A 23,298-nucleotide genomic window follows, 5' to 3' on the forward strand; every position below is an offset into this window, starting at 1 on the left:
GCGGGTTATATGTACTCACATCGCGCTGTATATTGCCACGCGGTATAGGCTCAACACGCATGTAGGTAAATGCCGAGCCAAAACATCTATGTCGACTACTTAATAAACGTACCCGATATATCGAAGCCAAAGGTAGTCGACGTTGTTGTGACATCGTCTTCATGACGCTCTGAATTATAGACGGTGATATCTGTATCACTCACTTCTATGCGGCTGATATTACTCGTCAGTGTAAAGTCGTCGATCGCTTCCAGACTAGAATGTTTACACAAACCCTTTCAAAACCAGCAGTTTGTTCCCCGAGTAATACTTCACGAGCGCATAATCAACACCGTTTTTATTCACGAAAGTGATACTCGGTGTGTGCCCTTGTATCCTGGCAGCCAAAAACGGCATGTTATTCTCATTGTAACTGAGAATATAGGTGTCTTGGGTCGGCAAGCAAATTCCTGATTTATCTTTATGGAGAAGCTTTACCTGAGTAAAGTCCACATCGGCTTGGTTATTAACAACTTCAATAGGCTTAGTAACTTTGATAGCGAGGCAATCAGAAGCACTAACGAATTGGCTTAATAAAAGAAAAATAATCGAAGCGAAAAAGCGATAGCTCTTCGTTGTTTAAATCTCCTGGTTTAACTTTAAAGGTGAGAGCAAGCATCTTCCCTTACTTGTTGTCGCTGCCCGCCTTTTCTGCATTCGCTTAGTTACGCTATTGAAGCTCAGCGATCAATTGAGAAAGCCTCTGTTGTATAGGCACCGCTTTTAGGCTCAAAATTGCTTATCTCATTTATTTAATAGCCATTGTATGTAGTAGTATTCTTGGGCACGGATAGAAAAGGAACACCCCATGCAAGGAACTAAGCAGCTCACTTATATTACCCTTATCGTTATTCTCTTAATAATGTTCACTGCACAGGCTCATTCTGAAGATAAAGAGCTAGCTTCCATAACGGATAACCCTGGCTTTAACTACTTTAAATCCACCTTATTACAAGTTATCGAGCAAAGAAGACCTGAACTATCGGGGCAGCACCACTTTTATGTTGCTCACTACCGCGAAGGCAGCGAATACACTTATATGTTTTGGCAAGAAGCGAGGCTATTTTGGGTTTTACACCTAGGTACCCCAGAGGAATATGGTTGGATGTCAATGCTATTACCTAGTAGTGGCGAGTTACTGCATATCGATAAGGATGTCGTCGCCACTCAAGAGGAGGTGGGCGCAAGCACTTATATGGTAAGCCAACAATGGATAAATGATAAAATTTTTAAGTGTGTGGTCGACGGTGATTTAATCACCGTCACCTACCCTTAGTTCGCCACCTTTAAGGTAATCACTCCAGCGATAATCAATAACACGCCGAAATAACGCATTAATGATGAGCTATCGCCGTAGAAGAACACCCCAACCAAGAAGGTGCCTGCGGCGCCTATGCCTGTCCAAACCGCATAGGCTGTGCCAATGGGAATGGTCTTTTGCGCCAGCCAAAGTAAAAAGCCACTAACACCCATAAATACAATTGCCATGGCTATCCCTAACCAGCGCGTTTGTGGCTCCTGAGCCAGTTTTAACCCCACTGGCCAACCAATTTCAAATAACCCTGCGCAAATCAAATACAACCACGCCATTAAGAGGCTCCTTTAACTAACTTTACTTGGTACAGATCATCGCGACGATCCTTAAGGTTGCGCACTGTGCCTTCACTGTGGAGAATTTTCAACTTATCCATATCAAGATCAGAGAACAACAACATTTCAGTGTTAGGCGTGGCTTCGTTCAAGCAAGCATCATGAGGAAAAGAAAAATCCGATGGCGTTAATACCGCAGCTTGCGAGTACTGCACGTCTAAACTTTCCACTTCCGGTAAATTACCCACACTGCCTGCGATGACTACATAGCATTCATTTTCAATGGCGCGCGCTTGGGCACAATGGCGCACGCGTAAGTAGCTGTTTTTGGTATCAGTCCAAAAGGGTACAAAGAGAATATCTAGCCCCTGCTCGGCTAGAATACGCGCCAGTTCGGGAAACTCTACGTCGTAGCAAATCTGAATTCCTACTCGTCCGGCATCAGTGTCAAATACCGCTATTGTATCACCGCCTTGGATCACCCAATCATTGGCCTCATGAGGTGTAATATGGATTTTGCGTTGTTCATCCACTTTACCACTGCGATGGCACAGGTAACTGACATTATAAATAGTGTCATTCTCAGCAACCGGCATTGAGCCTGTGATAATATTGGCGTTGTACTCCACCGCCATACGCGACATCGCATCAACGAGCGTGCTGGTATACTCAGCTAAAAAGCGAATCGCCTCGGTCTGGCTGCGATGTTCTTGTATGCCCATCAACGGCATATTGAAAAACTCAGGGAAGAGGATGAAATCACTTTGGTAATCGGAAACAGTATCGACAAAATACTCCACTTGCTTAAGCAGCTCATCGACACTTTCAACACTGCGCATCTGCCATTGCACCGCACCCACACGAACAATCGACTTGGTGCTTTCAATAACTGTATCCGTAGGCTCAAAGAGAATATTATTCCACTCCAATAAGGTGGCATAACCCACCGACTCTTCATCCTCTGGCAGGTACTTTTTTAACAGCCGCTTGACCTGAAAGTCGTTGGCAAGCTGAAAGCTGAGGATTGGGTCATACACCTCTTTCCTATCCACTTTTTCGATGTATTCCATAGGCGACATCTGGGCGCGGTAGTTGTGATAGAGCGGTATACGACCTCCGGCTAAAATAGCCCTTAAGTTATACTGCCGGCATAGCTCTTTACGCGCATCATACAAACGTCTTCCTAAACGCATGCCTCGGTGACTCGCGGCAATCGCCACATCTAAGCCGTACAATGCATCGCCATTAGGGTCGCTAAACACTCGGTCATGGCCATCGACGATATCATCATAGGTATGAGGGTTAGAGAAGCGCGCATAGTCGACCTGCACACTGAGGGCGATGCCTACTAACTGCTCATCATCAACAATGCCAATTTGCCCTTCAGGAAACTGGTCAATCAAACGGAAAATCGTGTGGCTAGGCCAGGCACCACCTAAATCGGGGTAAGCTTCGTCCATCAGTGTTTTAATCTGTGGGTATTGCTCTTTGGTCAGATTACAAATGGCTAAGCGGGTTTTTTCTACCGACATCATTCCCTCCCATGGGCACTGTAAAACTCTATTGTGGTGTTAGTGCAGGCAAAACAAAAGAGCCAATACACTTATTCGCGATGAAATGCGTAGCGATTAATGTTGGAAAACGCCATCATAATATCTCGCGCATAGTTAACTCTAGGATGTGCCAACGCGCCTTTACGCCAGGCCAAATAAATATTGTTTTCCGGTCCCTCGGGGCCCAACTGCACCAAACGTCCGCTGCGAATATCGTCATGACACAAGTAGTCCGGCAACACCGAATAACCCACGCCGGTGCGCACAATCCCTGCCAGGGCACGAATATCAGGGCAGGTCGCTACGATTGGCGAGCGACAGTGAGCTTTAAAAATCACATCAAAATATTCTCGAATAAGCGGTAGCTGAGCGTCGTAGCTCACCACTGGCAAGGTGTTTAAAACGCTGGCATCGATTGGTGCTTGGGCAAGCGCGTCGGCAAGCAAGCGGTGTGCAACCAGCATCAGCCTCTCACTATCGAGCACCTGATAGTCATAAACCTTACTATCGGGTAATGAGGCGGTGATCGCTAAATCGGCATTGCCACTGTCCAATGCCGAATAAATTTGCTCGCGGTTACCGGGCAAGATGGTGACCGTTACATTGCCCCCCTGCAATAGATTTGCAAGCTGCGCGGAGGCCACGTAACTAATGTATTCGGCGGGCCCGGCGAGGGTAATGGTTCCTTGCACATCGGTAGAGCGACTGCGCGTTGACGCCATTTTTTGTTCTATGGCATCGAAATGGCTGCCCAACTGGGCCGCCAACTCATGCGCTATGTTGGTCGGCTCAACCCCGCGATGACGGCGCGTAAAGAGCGATTTTCCCACGGCCGACTCCACTGTTTGAATATGCGCTGTCGCCGCCGGCTGTGATAGCCCCAGATTTTTCGCCGCTCGAGAGATATTCAAACAGCGATAGACTTCAACGAAGGTTCGTAATTGCACAAAGTAAGACATAAATTGATATCAGATATTTTATACCTAACCCAAATTAAACTGAATTCTGCTTATTATAGCCCTCCGCTATACTTGTCTCATCCTAAACTTGATTGGAGCAAGTATGCGCATCAAATCAATTACCACCCTAATCGCCACCGTGGCGACCTTAGTAACCACGGCGACCGTTAGCGCCAATAGCAATGCAGAGCAAGTGCTGGTGCTGCTCTCCAGTGAAACGCAAATGACCCTCGCCGATGGCAGTACCTATGAAACAGGGTATTACCTCAATGAATTTGGCGTACCCGCTGATAAGTTACAAAAAGCGGGCTATGACTTGGTGCTTGCAACACCGAAAGGGAACGCCCCACAAGTAGATGAAAACTCGGTCAAAGCCATGTACTTTGGGGGTAATGAACAAGAAATGGTACGTATTGAAAAGGTTGTGGCGAACTTAGATGGCATTAACGACACCTTGAGCCTCACGCAAGTGATCAGCAACGGCCTAGACCAGTACAGCGGCGTATTCATTCCTGGTGGCCACGCACCTTTGATAGATTTGGCCAATAACCCAGAAGTAGGCACCATTTTGGCGCACTTTCATCGTCAGCAGAAACCAACAGCGGCTATTTGCCACGGGCCTATCGCGCTGTTATCAGCACAGCAAAACCCCAGCGCTTACGAGCAAAAGATTGTCTCTGGGCAAAACGCGTCAGCCACAGACTGGCTCTATGATGGTTACCGTATGACTATTTTCTCAAACCCCGAGGAAGCCAGCTTTGAAGCCTCGTTGGCAGGTAAAAAGCTACGTTATTATCCAGCCAAAGCCATGGCCCAAGCCGGTGGCGATATGAGCTTTGCCGACAAATGGCAACCTAATGTAGTGGTTGATAGAGAGCTGATCACCGCGCAAAACCCTTTTTCCGATAACAAACTTGCCGATGCACTTATTTCCGCATTGCGTCAACGTAGCCAGTAGGGTAGTAACACCATGTTAAACTTTGAATTTAAAAACACCACAGAGATCCTCTTTGGCGAAGGCCAAAGCAAGCTTATCGCCGAGCGCCTTAATAGCAATGACAAGATCTTATTGCTATACGGTGGCGGCTCGATTAAGAAAAACAGCGTTTATGACGATGTCGTCGCCGCCCTTGCCGGGTTCGAATTTGTTGAGTTCGCCGGAGTGGAGCCTAACCCCACCTATGAAACTCTCAGTGAGGCTCTGCAAGTGGTCAAAGAACAAGATATCAACTTTATTCTTGCCGTTGGCGGTGGCAGCGTGATCGATGGAGCGAAATATATTGCCGCAGCAGCAAACTATCCTGGCGATGGTTGGGATATTCTCGTTGAAGGGGCTGAGGTAACAAGGGCGCTGCCTATTGGCGCCGTGCTTACGCTGCCGGCCACGGGGTCGGAAAGTAACGGTAATTCGGTGGTTACCAAAAAGGCCACACAGCAAAAGCGCGCATTTGGCTCGCCTTTAGTGCAACCCCAATTTGCGGTGTTAGACCCAACTTACACCTATTCGCTGCCCACTCGGCAAGTGGCTAATGGTGTCGTTGATGCCTTTGTCCATGTGATTGAACAGTACTTAACCTACCCGGTGAACGCGCCGCTGCAGGACCGTTTTGCCGAGGGCATTTTGTCGACTCTTATTGAGCAGGGCCCGCAAGCGCTAAGTACACCGCATGATTACGCTGTACGGGCTAATATCATGTGGTCAGCAACCATGGCACTTAATGGCTTGATTGGTAAAGGCGTGCCGCAAGATTGGGCCACGCACATGATAGGCCATGAGCTGACAGCGCTTTATAACCTCGACCACGCACAAACTTTGGCCATTGTGCTACCGGCGCTAATGTTTGTGAAAAAAGAGCAAAAGCGTGAGAAAATCATGCAGCTAGGACGGCGTGTCTTCGCTCTAGAGAATGCCGATGAAGAGGCACTCATCGATGCCACCATCAAAGCGGTGCAAGATTTCTTCGAGCAGATGGGGGTGAAAACCCGCCTCGGTGATTACGGATTAGATAGCCAAGCGGCTAGCGAAGCAGCTGAGAACCTGCGCCGCAATGGTTTGCATGAACTCGGCGAACACGGTGATATTACCCCTCAAGTTGCCCAGTCCATTCTCGAACTGGCACGCTAAGGTGATAGGGCCGCCAAGCGGCCCTTACTTATCAATCTTGCTAGCTGTCCATCTGTGTCGGCATGACATGCACTTCACGCACATTCGCCCTGGCATCAGCGCTGATAGCATAGTAAACCGCGTCGGCAATATCGTCAGCGGCAAGCTTATCCGGTTTCGGTTCGTCGAAAAATGGCGTGTCCACCATGCCCGGGGTGATAGTGGTGCAACGCCCCTGCCACTGAGCCATTTCTAGCGCCAGGTTTTGACCAAAGCCATAGGCAAACCACTTACTCGCGCCATAAATAGACCCCTTCAATGGCATGCGCCCAGCAACCGAGCTAGTAAGAATGAATTGCCCTTGGGTTTTCCGCAAATGTGGCAAGCTGGCATGAGCGGTATATAGCAAGGCATTAATATTAATGTCTATCATCTTCTGCCATTGCTGTGGGTCGCCCTTTTCTGTGCCCGCTTTGCTCACTCCAGTACCGGCATTAGCAAAAGCCACATCCAAGCGCCCATAATGCATCACCGTACGCTCAACAACATCTTTAAGTGCATCATAATCGGTGGCATCACAGGCAAACGCTACGGCAAAGTCTTCGCCAAGCTCTTGTACCAACTGAGTAAGCTTATCCTCACTGCGGGCGGTCAATGCCACCTTATGCCCCTCAGCCACAAGTTTACGTGCCGTGGCTTCACCAATGCCGCTGGAAGCGCCAGTGATCAACACAATTTTCTCGCTCATACACTCTCCTTTTAATTAAACTGACCTTATAGACCTTGGGGGGTTACAGGCAAAAACAACCCACTTGTGCAAAAACCTTGGCTTTGCTAGCGTGTCGCAATCGCCATTGCACTGCCATAACCATGCATTTTATCGCCCTAACCGCTGAATTGAACGACACTATTGCTGAGCTATTGCACCGCTTTAATGAGCTTAGCCAAGAGCAACAACACCTTGCCCGAGTGTTAGCCGCCATTTATAAACCGATTGAGTTGCATGCCCTGACACGCATTGTGCAGCATTCGGACATGGCTGCAATCGCGCACTTCAGCGACAAAACTTTGAAACATGCCATTACCGAGTTAAAAGCCTTAGAACTGGTGCAGCAAAGTCGCCACGGCGTGGTCATTAACCGTTTAGTCGCCAATTCACTGGTGCGCAGCGCCATAGCTAAAAATCATTACTTGGCGATGTTAACTGCTGCCGAGACCGTGGTTCCGGTGTTGAGTAGTTACCAGTGGCAAGAGCAAACCGCCGATCAGCGTCGCCTTATTCGCGATATGTATTTCTTTGGTGAACACAAGCGGGTGATGGAGCTGTTGGCACTGCCTAAAAATCCACTACAACTTGATTGGCAACAAAGTCCGGCGCTGTGCGGCTTGGTGTTCTATCCCTTTAACCTTGATGAGTTCAAGACCCTGGATGCACGTTTACAATATCAAGCCTTCGCCACCCTACTGGCAGCACATCGGCAACAAGGCCAAAGCACGGCAGTACTAGTGCAATACTTGCATCAAGCTTGTGTCGCAGTGCCGGACAACACCTGGCTACACAATCTAAAGGCGGAGCAATATCTATGGCGTGGCGATATCACTCAACTCGCGGCCCATATTAATCCGCAAGATACCGAGTTATATAGTTTATTACTGCAAGGCAGTGCTGCTTTTTTACAACAACAATTCGCAGCAGCGAAGCAGTTATTTGAACAGGCACTACAGGCCAAAAGTCGATATCAACGGCGTAAAAAGCAATACCTAGAAGGGATCTACGGACTTTTTTACCAGCTCACCTTGCTCACTCTAGGTAGTGGCCAAGACCGCAGCCCCTTGCAGACTCTAGAGCAGCAACTGGATCACCAACAACAAGACAAACAACGCAGCGAATTTGCACTGACTATCGAGTTGGTTTTAAGGCGCTTTATGCATCATCTCAAAGGCCGTGATAGTTACCGATTTCGCGCCGATTACTTGGGGTTCTGTCGCAAAGGAGAGTTGAATTATCAGCTTTATGTGGTGTTTGCGCTGGCAGCGTACCGCTGGAGCTCGCAATCACCGGAGCCGTGGTTATTAGCGCTCAAAGACCCAGCTCAACGCTTCTTCGAACATAGCCAATGCCAGCTGTTTAGCGCATTTTTACAGCATTTTGACGACTTATCTACCGACGTTCCCATCAATATTGCGCATTTACTCCGAAGCCAAGAAAGCTGGGATATAGCCCTTGAACAGCTGCTTGCACTCGATACTCAAACTGACAACACACGCGATGAAGACACTCGGTTAGTATGGCAATTAACCTCTGAGCGTTTTGCAGCAACACTCAAACCAAAACAACAAAAACGCAGTAAACATGGTTGGAGTAAAGGCAAAGCCGTGTCGTTACAGCGCCTGCATAAAGAGCCTCAGAGCTTTAACCTGAGCCACCAAGACCAGGCTATCTGCGCCCAAATCGACGTGCGCACCGGCCATGACTTCTACCGCAGCAAAGAATACCATTTACCCCTTGCCAGCGCCCTACCCTGTGCCGTCGGCGCCGACAATATTGTTGATGAGCAAGGCCATGCTTTGGAGCTGGTGCAGCGCGAGCCTAGCCTCCGCATCGTCACCCATGGCGAGGAGCTTAGCCTCAGTATCGCCCAGTTGCCCACCCAGATTTATCAGGCAGAGCCGCCACTTACCTCGGTACGTATGCCTCGCCCTGGGGTGTGTGAGTTCACCATTTTTCAGCAACAGCATCTGCAAGTGGTTAATATCGTTGGCGAAGCGGGGCTCACCATACCCAGTCACGCGAAAGCAAAAGCACTGCAAAGCATCCGCGCCATTGCGCCATTGATAAACATCGAGTCAGACATCGATGGCATCGGCGAAGCACTCATACAAACAGAACCCGCTGCTGAATTAGTGATCAATATTAGCCCTTTGGCGTCGGGGTTAAAGTTCGACTGCGTAGTGATGCCTTTTGGCGAGCATGGCCCAACCATGAAGCCAGGGGTGGGCAGCCGCAATGTCAGTGCTCATATTGACGGCAAGCGTATTGCTCTACAGCGCGATCTCGCCTACGAACAACGTTTGCTCGAGCAACTCGATGAGCATTGCAGTGATTTCCAGGCCATGACCGACACCAGCTTGTCACAACCCGATTGGCAACCTGCGTTAGTCACTTTAGAGCAATTGCAATTGGCGTTAGCCAACCAACACCCTGATTTACCGCTCAAGCTGCGCTGGCCGCGAGGAAAAGCTATTACCCTAACACAGCCACTAAAAAGTGAGCATTTACAACTCAGTATCAGCCAAAAAAATGAGTGGTTTGATATTACCGGCAGCGCCACACTGGACGATGGTAAGGTGCTGGAGTGGCAAGCTTTGATCACCGCTTTCGCCACGAGTGGGGGGCGCTTTATTACCTTGGAAGATAATCGTATTGTGGCGCTCAGTGAGCAACTCAAACAGCAGCTCGAAGTGCTCAGCGGGGCTGCCGATCAGGGCTTATATCACCCGCTAACCAGCCGCTTAATTCGCGACCATACCACAGGTATGCGCATGCAAACTGTGCCTGGCTGGGAGCAATTAGATCGCCGCATGCGTGAAGCCAATACGTTACAGCCGCCACTCCCCAGCACCTTTCAAGCACATTTGCGCGACTATCAATTGCAAGGTTTTGACTGGGCCATGCGTCTCGCCCACTGGGGTGCGGGAGGATGTTTAGCCGACGATATGGGCTTAGGCAAAACGGTGCAGGCTTTGGCGGTGTTAGTTGCCCGCGCCGGGGATGGCCCAGCGCTGATCATTGCCCCTACCTCGGTATGCTTTAATTGGCAGCAAGAGGCGCAGCACTTCGCTCCGACCTTAACGCTAACACAATTCTCAGAACTAAAAGATCACCAGAGCAGAGCGCAAAAAGTTCAGGCGCTTGGCGCCGGCGATGGTTTAGTGATCAGCTACCAGCAACTACAGCGTCATATTGAGTTACTTGAGCCCATCCGCTGGCATAGCATTATTGCCGACGAAGCTCAGGCGTTAAAAAACCCGCTGGCTAAACGCACTCGCGCTGCGTACGCCCTAAAAGGCGAATTTAAACTGATCACCACAGGCACCCCCATTGAGAACAACCTCACCGAACTGTGGAGTTTGTTTCGCTTTATTAATCCTGGTTTGCTGGGCAACTTAAAACGCTTTAGTCGCCGCTTTACCCACGTCATTGAGAATGCCGAGCAGGAGCCGGCCAAGGCCTTAAAGGCACGCCGGGCGCTCAAGGAACTGATCAAACCTTTTATGCTACGCCGCTTAAAATCGCAAGTTTTGCAGGAGCTGCCGCAAAAGACAGAGATTAACCAGTTAGTCCCATTGAGCGACGAAGAACAGCATTTTTATGAAGCGCTGCGCCAGCAGGCCCTTGAGCAACTGCAACAACTAGAGCAGATCGATAATCCCGGTGAACAACGCATCCAAATGTTGGCGCAGTTGACTAAGTTGCGTCAGGCTAGTTGTCACCCACAATTAGCAATGCCACAAAGCACCTTAACCAGTAGTAAACTCGAAGCCCTTGATGAACTACTACAGGAGCTACTTGAGAATAATCATAAAGCACTTATTTTTAGCCAATTTGTCGGCCATTTGCGGTTATTGGAAGCGCATATTAAGCGCCGTGGCATCGCCTATCAATATCTAGACGGCAGCACCCCAGCCGCTGCGCGCAAAGCACGTATTGAGGCCTTCCAGCAAGGCCAAGGGGAAGTGTTCTTAATTAGCCTTAAAGCCGGTGGCTCAGGCTTGAACCTCACGGCGGCCGACTATGTTATTCATATGGATCCTTGGTGGAACCCAGCGGTGGAGCAACAGGCTTCTGATCGCGTTCACCGTATGGGGCAAACACGACCAGTAACCATCTACCGACTCATTGCCAAAGGCACCATTGAAGAAAGGATTCTCGCCCTGCATCAGCACAAGCGCGAATTAGCCGACACCTTACTCAGTGATTTTGATAGCACTGCACAGCTCAGTGTCAGCGAGATGATGGCTATGCTTAAAGACACCTTTTAACTCTGTACCACAACAAGCACAAAAGCCCGCTTAAATAAGCGGGCCGGCTGTCTGCACTGAGTTGTACTTATTGCATGGGCATCAAAACGGTGTCGATGACGTGGATGACACCATTGTCACTTGCCACATCCGCCGTGCTCACCACCGACTCGTCGATATACAGCGTCCCATCTTGCAGTGACAAAGTGCTCATATCGCCATTGGCCATGGTGACCATTGGGTTGTCTGAATTAGCGATATCAATGGCCGCATCAGAGCTCACCGTAGCATCAGCAACTACATGATATAAAAGTACATTTGTAAGCGCTTCAGGATCGGCTAACAGCGCATCTAAGGTCGCTTGGTCAAGCTTATCAAACGCCGCATCGGTGGGAGCAAACACCGTAAACTCGCGCTCTAAGTCTGCCAAGGTTTGCTCAAGCCCAGCCTCTTGCAACGCACTGACTAGGGTTGTGAAATTACCATCGGCTACGGCAACATCGACGATTGACTGCCCACTAGGCGGCATTAGCACGCTATCAATCACATGAATAACACCGTTGTCAGCAGCCACATTGGCGGTGGTTACCTGCGCATTGTCAATGTACAACATGTCATTTTTCAGCGATAACGTCGCTGTATCGCCATTGGCCATGGTGATCATCGGCTGCTCTGAGTTAGCCACAGCAATGGCGGCGTCTGATTGCACTGTGGCATCAGGAAGTACGTGATAAAGCAACAAATCTGATAGCGCTTCAGCGTCGGCAAATAGCGCATCGACAGTAGCTTGGTCAAGCTGCTCAAAGGCCGCATCGGTCGGGGCAAAAACGGTAAATTCACGCTCTAAATCGGCTAAAGTGGTATCCAGCCCAGTGGTTTGCAAAGCCGCCACCAAAGTGCTGAAGTTGCCATTACCGACGGCGACATCAACCACAGATTGTGCTGGTGCCGGAACTTGAACTTCACCGACAACAACAGTATCGAGCACATGGATAATACCGTTAGTAGTTTGGATGTCTGTCATGGTCACTGTGGCATCACCAAATTTTAGCGTGTCGTTTTCGCCATCAATGGTTATATCTATCTGATTGCCTGATACCGTCTGTGCTTGTTGGCCATTCAAAGAAAATGCCGTGATTGAGTCTACCGAGCCACTGACAACATGCTGCAACAAAATCTCTTTGAGCACTTCAGGGTTGGCCAGTAACGTGTCGATAGTGGCTTGCCCTAATGCCGCAAAAGCCGCATCAGTCGGAGCAAAAACAGTGAACTCCTGCGATTCGTCACTCAAGGTTGCGACCAAATTAGTCGCTTCAAGGGCCGCCGCTAAGGTGGTGAAGTCGTCGCTGGCAACCGCTGTTTCAATAATATTCATCGTTGGCTGCTGCGGTTGCGATTGTGGCGGCGTCAATACCGCATCAATCACATGGATCACGCCGTTGTTGGCGCTAATATCCGTGGTGGTCACGGTTGCCGTGTTGACCAATAACTCGTCACCAGATAAAGACAAGCCCAATGCTGCACCATTGACTGTCGCAACAGTTGAGCCTGCGGCGTCAATTGCGGCACTTGAGCTGACCCGAGAGTCCAAAACATGATAAGTGAGGATCGCCGAGAGGGTATCAGGGTCCTCAAGCAAGGCATCAATGGTTTCTTGCCCAAGCAAGGCAAAAGCGTCATCAGTGGGTGCGAACACTGTAAATTGACTGTCGGTATCGCTGAGAGTGGCATCTAGCCCGGTGGCCTGAAGTGCAGCGGTCAAGGTTTCAAAATCCTCAGACGCAGCGGCAACATCAACCACTGTAGTAATGGGCGCTTCGGGCGGCTCGACGACAGCAGTATCGTTGTCATCATCATCGCTACAAGCAGTAGTAAGCGCCAACAAACCTGCTATGAGCGTTAATTTCAGATAGTCTTTCACGTTTGCTTTCCTTTTTTTTAAGTGAGACAGCAAACTCAACTACGTCGGTAACGATAATAAAAGATCAATAAAGTGTTACTTTATTTATACAAGCTGTGCCTACATCATCAACAAACAACGGTGATTCTCTCTATCACAACCACATAGTAACTATCTAAATAAATTGAGATTTTTATCGCTTTCAGAGCAAAGATAAAGCATCGAGAGTGCTCCTAACTATTGCTCAATTTTATATAAGCCTTATACAACCAAGTTGTAAGTGATAATTGTTTTCATTATAATTAAGTTCTGTTTTCAGTTTTACTTACTACAATAACTATGCGCTACTTTTCTATTTTCTTAGCTGTAATTAGCTCTTTACCGGCTCTTACTCTTGCCAATACGGCCACCGAGCAAGATCAAGCGAATAACGATACCATAGAGAAAATTGAGGTAGTTGGTCGCGCGTTTTCTCTTTATCGGCCAACAGAGTCAAGTTTCGGTACCCGCACCAATACGCCTTTGGAAAAAATTCCACAGTCGATTCAGGTACTGCCACAAGCATTAATAAGCGATCAAGCTGCAAGGCAGATCACCGATTTATACAGCAATATCGCCGGCGTTAATGCGTTTAGTTATTCAGGGGTGACCTTTCGCGGCTTTCGCCAAGACGAAATTCTCTATGATGGTGTAAAGGGCGACCCATTTAATGGTTTTGCCGTTCCCCAGCTATTTAATATTGAACAAGTCGCCGTGCTCAAAGGACCAGCTGGCGCAGTGTATGGCAGTGGTAACCCAGGCGGCATTATTAACTACGTGACTAAAAAGCCGCAGTTTAGTGAGCAAACCACGGTAGAACTAGAGGTAGGTAATGATGATTATCTTAGCGGAGCGTTTGAAAGCACCGGCGCCATCAGTGACTCCGACGCTCATGCCTATCGCGTTGGTCTATACCGTGATAGCGAAGAGCCCTTTCGCGCCAACACCACCACCGACAACACCATTGTCGATCTGGGCTATACCTGGCTGGCCACTCACGATACCGAGCTGACGCTACAGTATACCTATATAGAACAAGAGCTAGGAGGCGCACGCTTGCGTGGCGTTCCTGTAGACGAACAAGGTAACTTCATCACCGACATTAGTTGGAATCACAACGAAGCGACTGACTTTCAGAACGTTGAGGCCCATGTTTATCAAGCCATTATAAAACATGACCTGAATGATACTTGGCGAATGGATATCACCGCACGTTACTTCGATAACGAGGAACTACAGAATTACCATGAGCCTCGCGGCCTAGTCGATACTGACAACGACGGCGTGGCTGACTGGAGCCATCGCGAATTTCGTGATCAAATACGCGAAAATGAAGGTTTTAGTCTAACAGCCAACGCTATTGCTGAGTTGCAACTTGGCGATACGCAGCATCAAATACTGCTTGGTAGTGATTGGTATAAACATGACTTTGCTGGCGATTACCGTACTGCACGGCAACAGAGTAAAGGCGGCCCCGTGCCCGGGCTCGACCTACACAACCCTGAGTATGGTCTAACTTCACGCGCCGACTATAACATGGACGCCATTGCCTCTCGCTTGAGCGCGACTACGCTGACGCGTTGGGGGGTCTATGCACAAGACCAAGTCGACTTAACCGACCAATGGAGTGTGACTGCAGGGCTACGTTACGATCACTTTGAAGACCGTGATGAGCTTAATCACACCGAGTTCTCCGACAGCGATATAACTTATCGTCTCGGCACCAGCTATAACATCAATGACATGTTCTTCCCTTATGCCTTGCACGGTACCGGATTTGTGCCGCAAAGCGCGAGCAATCAAGACCCTGCTGCTGGTGGCCCGTTTGACCCAGAACACAGCCGTATCAATGAGTTAGGGCTAAGAACTAAACTTTTCGATGACAGCCTCGCGGTGAACATTGCCACCTACGATATTGTTCGCGAGAATATCTTACAGCCCAGCTTGCTCGGTGATATTGGCAATGATGGCACCGATGATTTGGTGGCCTTGGGAGAAGTGCAAAGTAAGGGTATTGAGCTGGAAGTGGTGGGAGATATTACCGAGCGTTGGGTGATCACCGCAAGCTATGCATACAACGACACGCGAATCACCGAATCCAGTGATAGCATTCGCAACCAAATTCCCGACAGCGACAAGTTTGCTAATGCGCCACAAAACACGCTGGGAGTCTGGACTCGCTATGAGCTGCCACAGCTTAACTCATCAATTTCCGCAGGTTTAGACTATGTCGACGAGCAAATGAGCCTAGGTGGATTGCCGGTGAAGCCTTACACCATTTACAATATGGCATGGCAAACCCAGTATCAAAACTGGCAATGGCAGCTCTCGGTTAAAAACCTCTTCGACAAAGAGTATGCATCCAGCGGCTTTATTACCCGTACAGGGCACTTCCCTGGCGAGCCTCGTCGCATTTATGTGAGCGCCAAGTATCGTTTTTAAGGAATACCAGTGAGCGCTAGGCAGTGGTTTAATGTGCACTCATGGGCAGGGCTGTTTGTTGGCGCCCTGCTTTTTGTGACTTGTTTATCGGGTACTTTGGCAACGCTCAGTCACGAGCTTGAGTACCTGAGTGATAGTCAGTTTCGCGCTATCAGTGACAGTGGCGACACCGATTTTGCCGCCATTGAACGCACCTTGAATACGCATTACCCCGGTGCTCAGGTGATGTATCTAGCTCGCCATAAACAAGACTATCTCGCCACTGAAGTTCAGTTAAAAATACAAGGGTCTTTTCGCTTCGTGTATGTGGATGGTGCCACCGGTGCATTACTCGGAGAAGGGCCGTGGGCGCGTATCTCACGATTCTTGCGTAACTGGCATATGACCCTATCCATGGGCTGGACGGGGAAGCTTATCATCACCAGCTTAAGCTTACTGTTAGTGGTGTTGTTGGTGTCCAGCCTTTACGTATATCGTCAGTGGTGGCGTCATTTTTTGAAGCGCCCCGCTGCTCTCACACTTAGCAAGCGCAATAGCTGGTCCGATTGGCATAAACTCCTCGGTTTGTGGAGCTACTGGTTTATCTTGGTGATGGCACTAACGGGGTTATGGTATTTAGTTGAACACGGCCTACAAACGGCGAAGATAGATCATTATGTTGCACCGCCGCCAGCAGTGACCCAATTGGCCAATCAAAATGAAAAGAGCACACGCCCGCCGCTCACTTTGAGTGCCGCTTATCAAGCAGCGAAGCAGGCCTTCCCAAGTTTAGATATTCGCTATATCAGCTACCCACAACACAGTCATCAGGCTATCCAAATTCGCGGTTACAACGACGATATACTGCTGCGTCTACGCGCCAATAAGGTCTATTTGCACCCAGCAACAGGTGCCGTATTAGGTATTCAAAAAGGCGAGCAGCTGCCCTTAGTGCCGCGCCTAAAAGACACCGCCGATCCATTGCACTTTGGTAACTTCGCCGGCCTCGGCACTAAGCTCATTTGGGCGTTCTTTGGCGCGCTGATGACCTTTGTGAGCGGTGCCGGTGTGGTGATGGGCTGGTTACGAGTGCGACGTAAAACCTCTGCTATTCGCTGGCTGGGGCTATCCGGTGTTATCGCTATTGCCTTAGTGCTTGCCTCGGTGGTTGCCACAAGTATGTCATTTAGTGTGCGCAACGTTCCGGCGCAGTTATTTTCGCCGGTGCTCGGCGTTGAGAAGTAAGAGGGTGTTGCAATAGTGCTACCACTCTAAAAATAACAATTAATCCCTTAACTATTGAGTTGAAAGTAAAAAATTAGCGCTTAATCAGCTTTATTAGCAAAAAATGAACAAATGATTATTGTTTGTACTTACATAACAGATCTATAATGCGAACGATTTTCATTTTTCATACAGGGAATTATTATGAAGTCCTCTCCCGCTCTCGCCCCCTTAGCCAGTGCTATTACTTTGGCGTTATGTGCAGCAAACAGCTTAACCGTTCACGCCGATGTTCAGGATATCGAAAAGATTATTGTCAGTGGTCAAAAAATTGATCGCGGTCTACAAGAAACCCCCACCAGCGTTGCCGTAATAACAGAGCAAACGGTAGAGCGTGAGAACCTCAATACCTTCTATGATGTCCTTGCTCGTACCCCCAACGTATCTGGAACTGACGGTGCAGGCTTTAATATTCGTGGCATTGATGCGTTTAATGTTACCGGCGGCGGCTCTGGCGGTTTAGCCAGTGTGTATATCGATGGCGCGCCTGTGCCGTACAGAATGATGCAACAAGGCGGCTTTTCTACTTGGGATATCAGCCAGGTGGAGGTTCTTCGAGGCCCGCAATCGACCCTGCAAGGCCGTAATGCACTGGCAGGCGCGGTGGTCATGAATACCCGCGATGCAGAGCAAGAATACAGTTTGAAAGCTCGCCTGGGCATGGGCGAATACGGTGCTCAAGAGGCCGCCATTGCTCTTGGAGGTGGCCTGGTTGAGGATGAACTGGCATTTCGTCTCAGTGCTGAAAAACGTGATAGTGATGGTTACAACACCAATGTGGCTACCGGTGAAGAGTCGGACTTTGACGACAATGAATTCTATCGCGCTAAGCTACGCTATACGCCGACAGCCTTACCCCAGTTTGAAGCACAACTGAGCTTTATGCACAGCGAAAACGAAAAAGGCATCGAATGGGTAGCGACACAAAGCGGTAATACGGCTTATCCGATTAACGATATCTTCGATGATCGTTACGTTTATCTCGACTCACCAACCTTTGAGTTTACCGATACCGACATGTATGCGCTCAATATGCAGTACGACCTTACTGATTTTTGGCGTCTCACTGCAATCACTACTTACTCTAACTCAAAGTATGGCTATGAATGGGATGGCGATGCGTCGATGGTTGGACCGCAATCAACACTCACCGATCGCCGCGAAGACAAAACCACTTCTCAAGAACTGCGCTTAACCTATGATGGTGAACGCCTCAGTGGGTTGATCGGGCTTTACTATTCCGATGTTGATGTTAATGACATCAGCAGTGGCGAGCGTGGTGTCACCTTTGAGCAGCTGGGTGTACGCACGTTACTGACAGCCCCCCCAGAGTTTGGCGGGCTGGGACTACCCGCTGTGTTAGCCGAACAAGTTCTGCAATTATACCGTGGCGCTGACCCCTTGTTTATTAGCCAGTCTGCCCATTATGTGCAAGGGATCACCACCACCGCCTTGTTCGCTGATTTTACCTATGAGCTAAACAACCACTGGGACGTATTCGCTGGCCTACGCTATGACCGCGAACAACAGGAAAACGGCAACACCACCGATATCAGTATCAGTGCACGCACCGAACAAGCGCTACCACAACCCAGTGACTATGCGTTTGATCCCATGCTGGCACAACTGATTGGCGGCATTAATCAGCAATTATACGCGATGGCCGCCGACGCCTCAGGCGACGAGCCCGTTGAAGACGCTGACTTTGATGCTTGGCTGCCCAAAGTGGGCGCTACGTATCGCTTCAATGATGACGTATCATCTAGTTTTACAGTGCAACGCGGTTATCGCTCAGGAGGTGTGGGCACTAATATCGCCCAGTCGACGCCCTTTACGTTCGACCCCGAATACACTTGGAACTACGAGTTAGCAATGCGTTCCGTATGGCTTGACGACGCATTAGTACTCAACGCCAATCTCTTTTATTTGGACTGGGAAGACCAGCAAGTTGATGTCTATCTATCCAGTAACCAATATGATCGTGAGGTTCGCAACGTTGGCGCGTCCCATGTCCAAGGTTTTGAAACCGAATTAAGTTACTCGCTCAACCCAAGCACTCGCTTCTATGGCGGTATTGGTTATTCGCAAACAGAGTTTGACGACTTCGTGCAACTCTTTAATGGCGTTGAGACCAATTACAGCGGACGCGAATTCGCCGGTGCGCCGCAATGGACTGCGCTAATGGGAGTTGATTACTTCTCACATCAAGGTTGGGTCGCCAATGTGAATGCCAGCTACACCGGCAGCTCCCAACGCCTATCCACACCCTTAGAGCAGGGGTTAGACCCACGCAATGACGCCTACTGGCTGGTCAATGCCCGTGTCGGCTACCAATGGCAGCATTATGGTGTGTACGCCTTAGTGCAAAATGCGCTTGATGAGCAATATGTTGTGTTAGCCCCAGCGGGACTTGGCAACCAAACCTTAGGCGCTCCGCGCACCTTCAGTGTGCGCTTCGAAGCACAATTTTAGTTAGGCATTCATCGCGCGGCCCAGCGCCGCGCTCAAGGGGCAATAATATGACAAAAAAACGCACCTTCAGTGCCACCAAGCGTCGGCACTTTCTTGCCTGCGTGTTGGCACTGCTCACCTCGGTAGTGATTATTCCGGGCATGACAACCTATTTACCTTTTGCCATGAGCGAGCAAATTCTCATGCCAATTATGCTGTTTCCGCTTATTTGGACGGCGCTATTTATGTACGCATATATGGCGGAAAAGGCATGGCATCCGTTGGCAGTAATGGTACTGCTGATAGTTATTCATGGCGTATTGAGTTTTATCGCCCTAACAGGAGCAACAGGATGAAATCATTAACCATCAAGAAGCTCTTTAGTATCCATAGTTGGGTGGGAGTTATTACCGCTGCATTGCTATTTATTGTCGCCTTTAGTGGTGCTATTGCGGTATTGAGTCGCCCTGAGCTGAAAATATGGGCGAACCCCGAAATTCAGCAAGCTCCAAAAATACCAGCGCAAGCAATCACTGAGCTTGTGAATCAATACCATGAGCAAGTACCCGCACCATTCGGTGAAAATATTCATGTGTATCTGCCTAGCGGCCATAACACTCATTTACTGACCTTGTTATTTGAATCGCATCATGGTGATGACAATTACGACCAGGCTGTGGCGCACGTTTTTCAATTTCATCCCAACACCTTGGCGTTGCAATCGACTTACTATGGTCCGAGCCAAACCTTCTATGCTGAGCGCAAAACAGATGCTGCCAGCTTTATTGGCCACTTTCATGCCGACTTACATCTCGGCCGACCGATTGGGCTAATACTCACAGGGGTGCTAGGTTTGACGCTGTTGGTGTCGACGCTCACCGGGCTGTTTATCCACCGTCAGTTTTTGCGGCAACTGTTTACCTTTCGCCGCCATAAAGGGACCAGTCTGTGGGTAAGTGACGGGCACAAAATCATGGGGATTTGGGGAAGTCTCTTTCATGGCGTGATTGGTTTTACCGGGGCATTCCTTGGCCTAGCGACGGTTATTTTATTGCCAGCCGCCGCTTTGGTTAACTTTGGCGGCGATCAAGATAAGCTGGTGGAAACATTTACCGCTATTCCTGAGCCAGTCATTAGCCATCAGTATCAACCGACCCAACTGGCCGATATTCTTGCTGATGCCGAGCAGCGCTTCGCCGATGCCCATATTCTTGATGCCACGATTATGGCGCATAACGACGCCAACAGCGAAGTCTACCTGCGTTTGCTTGGCGGGGAGTCGGTGGCCTCGCAGTTACTGCATTATCACGGCGATGGCGAGTACATAAAATCAATGAGTAGCTTTGGCGATATCCCCGGCGTGTCCATCAAAGTGTTAGAGCTATTGTTTCCCTTGCACTTTGGTAATTTCGGTGGGATTTTTATCAAGCTCGTGTGGACTGCACTGGGCTTAACCACAGCACTATTGCCACTGTCAGGGATCATGATGTGGTTAAGTAAACGCGCTCGAGGCAACAACCCGAGCTTAAGCCACAAAGCTTATCAGCGCTGGAATCGCTTTATTATTGGCAGCTGTGGCGGCTTAGTACTGGCCTGTATGTTACTGTTTCCGGCGCAAGTGCTCATCAATGCCTATGTTCCACCCACCACGCACAATGCCGTTATCGGCCCGCTGTTTTTCTATTCGTGGTTGCTCTGGTTACTGCTGGGCGCATTACCTTGGCATTATCATCGCTATTTCCAAGCGACATTAGCATGCATAGGCAGCTTAGCGTTGTTGGTGCTACCGCTTAATGTTTTACTCTCTGAAAACCACGTGTTTAATGCTGGCAGCTTATTGGTAAGTAGTATTGATATCAGCTTTTTTGCTATTGGCTTGGGTTGCTACTACGCCCTTAGACGCCTCTATAAAGGCGCTGCAACTCAGTCGCAGCTTGTTAATCAGGAGCAACAAGTATGAAGCTAATAATACTCGTGTGTGTCTCGATGCTACTGTTGGCCGCCACCGGGTTAGTGCGTAAACACCCTAAAACCCCACTCACTGTGCTGAGCTCGGTGCTTGGTTATGGCTTAGCAGCTTGGGGGTTTGTTTATGTCTACGGCGTTATCGGCGGCGCTTTCGCTTTCATTGCCAGTGCCTTATTAGCAGGGATAGTTATCGCCTTGAGCTTAGGCAAGCCTGACCAGCAATAACAACCTCAAGCGCCACCACTGACCTCAATAAAAGTGCCAGTGGTAAAACTTGCTTGTTCACCGAGTAGCCAGGCAATGGCTTGTGCTACTTCGTGAGCATACCCACAACGGCCTAAGGGTAACTGCGGCCCAAGGCGATGCACACGCTCTGGTTCCCCGCCGTCGCCATGAATATCAGTGGCAATCACGCCTGGGCGCACACCATTGACGCGGATGCCTCGCGCAGCAACCTCTTTTGCCAAGCCGATAGTGAAGCTATCCATGGCTCCTTTTGATGCTGCGTAATCAAGATACTCAAAGGGCGCACCCGTGCGCGCTGCAGCTGAAGACACATTAACGATAGCGCCGTTATCAGGCATACGTAGCAATGCTGCTTGAGCACATAAGAAGGCGCTGGTTACGTTCACGCTCAAAATGCGATTGATGCGCTGAGCATTGAGCCCTGCCAGCGAGGTTTGCGCTGCCAAGATGCCAACATTATTCACCAAATGAGTAAGGCCGCCGCAATGCTCATCAATGGTCGCAAAGAGGCGCTCTACCTCTGACTCTTGGCTGACGTCGCCAGCCACGGCGAGCGCTACGCCACCACCTAGTTCAATCTCTGCTACGAGTGCCTGCGCGGCGCGATGATTATTCAGGTAGTTAATGACGACTTGATAACCTTGCTCAGCCAACAACCGGGCTGTTGCTGCGCCAATGCCACGACTTGCGCCGGTGACCAGTACGGTATGTTTATTCATAACTTAACTGCACAAAAAAAAGCGGCTAACGCCGCTTTTCTTATTTTTCTTTCATATTCCAAAGAATACCTTGGTCTGAGCCCATAACCGTAGTCGGCATCTGACCATTCCATTGCTGTGCACGCATGTACTCAACTAGGGTGGCATTATTCTTAATGGCTTCAGCTTTCTTCTGCATCGCTTCAGCTTCCGCTAAACCTTTTAGTTTAATTGCTTCCGCTTCGGCCTGCGCCTCGATTTTAATCGAATAGGCTTTACCGTCTGCTTTTGCTTTTGCGGCATCACGTTGAGCCATTGCGGTATTTACTTCACGCTGAGCCTCAAGCTTCTGGCGCTCTAGACGGTGCTTTTCAGCCGCCGCAAGGTTCTTTTCTGTTTGCTTGGTCTCGATAGATTGGATGTATTTTTGCGGCAATACCAAGTCTTCGATTTGCGCCGAGTCTAACTTCACTGGATAAGCTTTCATTTCATCAAGTAACAGCTCCTCTATACGAGCGATAACTTGCGAGCGGTTTTGAATCAGCTCTTCTGCTTTGTAACGCGCCAGCGCATCTTTTGTTGCCGAGCGAAGCTTCGGGTCCAAGATGCGATTTTCGAACTGGGTCAATCCGCCATAGCTTTTAAAAAGGTCAAAAGCTTCGGTGCGGATCACTGTCCAGTTGATACTCACTTCAGCAGTTAAGGGCATTTGCTCGTGAGTAGCCGCACGCAGCTTTTCTACGTTTTTGCGTGTGCGGATTTCTAACATCTCGACACTATCGACGAAAGGTATTTTGGTGTGCAGCCCCGGATTCACTTGTTCGGTGGCTTCGCCAAAGCGTTTAATGATGCCAACATGACCTTCATCAACGGTGTACATCGCACTCATTACCAAAAATACGGCTAATACCATGGCAATGACAGAAATGATAAGTCCTTTTTTCTTGCCTACCGAGGCGGTTAAATCAGGTAGGTTATTATCGTTCATCCTCGTTGTTCCTTAATTACTTCACTGTAGGAACAA

General features: G+C 49.2%; 18 protein-coding genes. 10 read left to right on the top strand and 8 right to left on the bottom strand.

Going from position 1 to position 23,298, the window contains the following annotated elements; genetic code table 11:
• Positions 1 to 95: 95 nt before the first annotated feature.
• Complete coding sequence (locus MHM89_RS16570) at positions 96 to 272, bottom strand: hypothetical protein (RefSeq protein WP_239409278.1); 177 nt, start codon at positions 270 to 272, stop codon at positions 96 to 98.
• 575 nt (positions 273 to 847) lie between these two features.
• Here MHM89_RS16570 and MHM89_RS16575 point away from each other — a divergent pair.
• A complete protein-coding gene (locus tag MHM89_RS16575) occupies positions 848 to 1,315 on the top strand; it encodes a hypothetical protein (RefSeq protein ID WP_239409279.1) in 468 nt (155 codons plus the stop codon).
• Here the strand turns inward: MHM89_RS16575 and MHM89_RS16580 are convergent.
• The 3 genes from MHM89_RS16580 to MHM89_RS16590 form a co-directional block, all read right to left on the bottom strand.
• Positions 1,312 to 1,629, bottom strand: coding sequence for a multidrug efflux SMR transporter (locus MHM89_RS16580; protein WP_022945006.1), 318 nt, complete (start codon positions 1,627 to 1,629; stop codon positions 1,312 to 1,314). The genes MHM89_RS16575 and MHM89_RS16580 overlap by 4 nt on opposite strands.
• Positions 1,629 to 3,161: a carbon-nitrogen hydrolase family protein gene (locus MHM89_RS16585; protein ID WP_138548802.1), complete on the bottom strand. Its 1,533-nt coding sequence runs from the start codon at positions 3,159 to 3,161 to the stop codon at positions 1,629 to 1,631. The genes MHM89_RS16580 and MHM89_RS16585 overlap by 1 nt, the downstream gene beginning before the upstream one ends.
• 71 nt (positions 3,162 to 3,232) lie before the next feature.
• On the bottom strand, positions 3,233 to 4,141 hold the full coding sequence (locus MHM89_RS16590) for a LysR family transcriptional regulator (RefSeq protein WP_045979389.1): 909 nt from the start codon (positions 4,139 to 4,141) through the stop codon (positions 3,233 to 3,235).
• 103 nt (positions 4,142 to 4,244) lie between these two features.
• Here MHM89_RS16590 and MHM89_RS16595 point away from each other — a divergent pair, with 103 nt between their 5' ends.
• Positions 4,245 to 5,099: a type 1 glutamine amidotransferase domain-containing protein gene (locus MHM89_RS16595; protein WP_239409280.1), complete on the top strand. Its 855-nt coding sequence runs from the start codon at positions 4,245 to 4,247 to the stop codon at positions 5,097 to 5,099.
• Positions 5,100 to 5,111: 12 nt separating this feature from the next.
• Positions 5,112 to 6,266, top strand: coding sequence for an iron-containing alcohol dehydrogenase (locus MHM89_RS16600; RefSeq protein WP_239409281.1), 1,155 nt, complete (start codon positions 5,112 to 5,114; stop codon positions 6,264 to 6,266).
• A gap of 40 nt (positions 6,267 to 6,306) precedes the next feature.
• Here the strand turns inward: MHM89_RS16600 and MHM89_RS16605 are convergent, their stop codons facing one another.
• The gene (locus tag MHM89_RS16605; protein WP_045979392.1) at positions 6,307 to 6,993 is read right to left on the bottom strand and encodes an SDR family oxidoreductase; all 687 of its coding nucleotides are present in this window, start codon (positions 6,991 to 6,993) and stop codon (positions 6,307 to 6,309) included.
• Between the two features lie 122 nt (positions 6,994 to 7,115).
• On the opposite strand from MHM89_RS16605, the gene MHM89_RS16610 reads away from it, so the two are divergent.
• Positions 7,116 to 11,288: a DEAD/DEAH box helicase gene (locus tag MHM89_RS16610; RefSeq protein WP_239409282.1), complete on the top strand. Its 4,173-nt coding sequence runs from the start codon at positions 7,116 to 7,118 to the stop codon at positions 11,286 to 11,288.
• 67 nt (positions 11,289 to 11,355) lie between these two features.
• Here MHM89_RS16610 and MHM89_RS16615 read toward each other — a convergent pair whose 3' ends face one another.
• Entirely contained in the window at positions 11,356 to 13,188 is a 1,833-nt protein-coding gene (locus MHM89_RS16615) for a fasciclin domain-containing protein (protein ID WP_239409283.1), read from the bottom strand.
• Positions 13,189 to 13,506: 318 nt separating this feature from the next.
• Here MHM89_RS16615 and MHM89_RS16620 point away from each other — a divergent pair, with 318 nt between their 5' ends.
• The 6 genes from MHM89_RS16620 (at position 13,507) to MHM89_RS16645 (ending at position 21,555) form a co-directional block, all read left to right on the top strand.
• A complete protein-coding gene (locus tag MHM89_RS16620) occupies positions 13,507 to 15,648 on the top strand; it encodes a TonB-dependent siderophore receptor (protein ID WP_239409284.1) in 2,142 nt (713 codons plus the stop codon).
• Between the two features lie 9 nt (positions 15,649 to 15,657).
• Entirely contained in the window at positions 15,658 to 16,872 is a 1,215-nt protein-coding gene (locus MHM89_RS16625; RefSeq protein WP_239385821.1) for a PepSY-associated TM helix domain-containing protein, read from the top strand.
• A 183-nt stretch (positions 16,873 to 17,055) separates the two neighbouring features.
• Positions 17,056 to 19,383, top strand: coding sequence for a TonB-dependent receptor (locus tag MHM89_RS16630; RefSeq protein ID WP_239385822.1), 2,328 nt, complete (start codon positions 17,056 to 17,058; stop codon positions 19,381 to 19,383).
• Positions 19,384 to 19,430: 47 nt separating this feature from the next.
• On the top strand, positions 19,431 to 19,718 hold the full coding sequence (locus MHM89_RS16635) for a hypothetical protein (protein ID WP_022944995.1): 288 nt from the start codon (positions 19,431 to 19,433) through the stop codon (positions 19,716 to 19,718).
• Positions 19,715 to 21,322, top strand: coding sequence for a PepSY-associated TM helix domain-containing protein (locus tag MHM89_RS16640; RefSeq protein WP_239409285.1), 1,608 nt, complete (start codon positions 19,715 to 19,717; stop codon positions 21,320 to 21,322). The genes MHM89_RS16635 and MHM89_RS16640 overlap by 4 nt, the downstream gene beginning before the upstream one ends.
• A complete protein-coding gene (locus tag MHM89_RS16645; protein ID WP_239409286.1) occupies positions 21,319 to 21,555 on the top strand; it encodes a hypothetical protein in 237 nt (78 codons plus the stop codon). Before MHM89_RS16640 ends, MHM89_RS16645 begins: the two co-directional genes overlap by 4 nt.
• Positions 21,556 to 21,560: 5 nt before the next feature.
• On the opposite strand, the gene MHM89_RS16650 is transcribed toward MHM89_RS16645, so the two are convergent.
• Both MHM89_RS16650 and MHM89_RS16655 read right to left on the bottom strand, forming a co-directional pair.
• The gene (locus tag MHM89_RS16650; protein WP_239409287.1) at positions 21,561 to 22,295 is read right to left on the bottom strand and encodes an SDR family oxidoreductase; all 735 of its coding nucleotides are present in this window, start codon (positions 22,293 to 22,295) and stop codon (positions 21,561 to 21,563) included.
• A 40-nt stretch (positions 22,296 to 22,335) separates the two neighbouring features.
• Positions 22,336 to 23,262: a prohibitin family protein gene (locus MHM89_RS16655; protein WP_022944991.1), complete on the bottom strand. Its 927-nt coding sequence runs from the start codon at positions 23,260 to 23,262 to the stop codon at positions 22,336 to 22,338.
• Positions 23,263 to 23,298: the final 36 nt, after the last annotated feature.

The sequence above is a fragment of the Pseudoalteromonas sp. CNC9-20 genome (assembly GCF_022347875.1).
In the GTDB taxonomy this organism is placed as follows: domain Bacteria; phylum Pseudomonadota; class Gammaproteobacteria; order Enterobacterales; family Alteromonadaceae; genus Pseudoalteromonas; species Pseudoalteromonas ruthenica.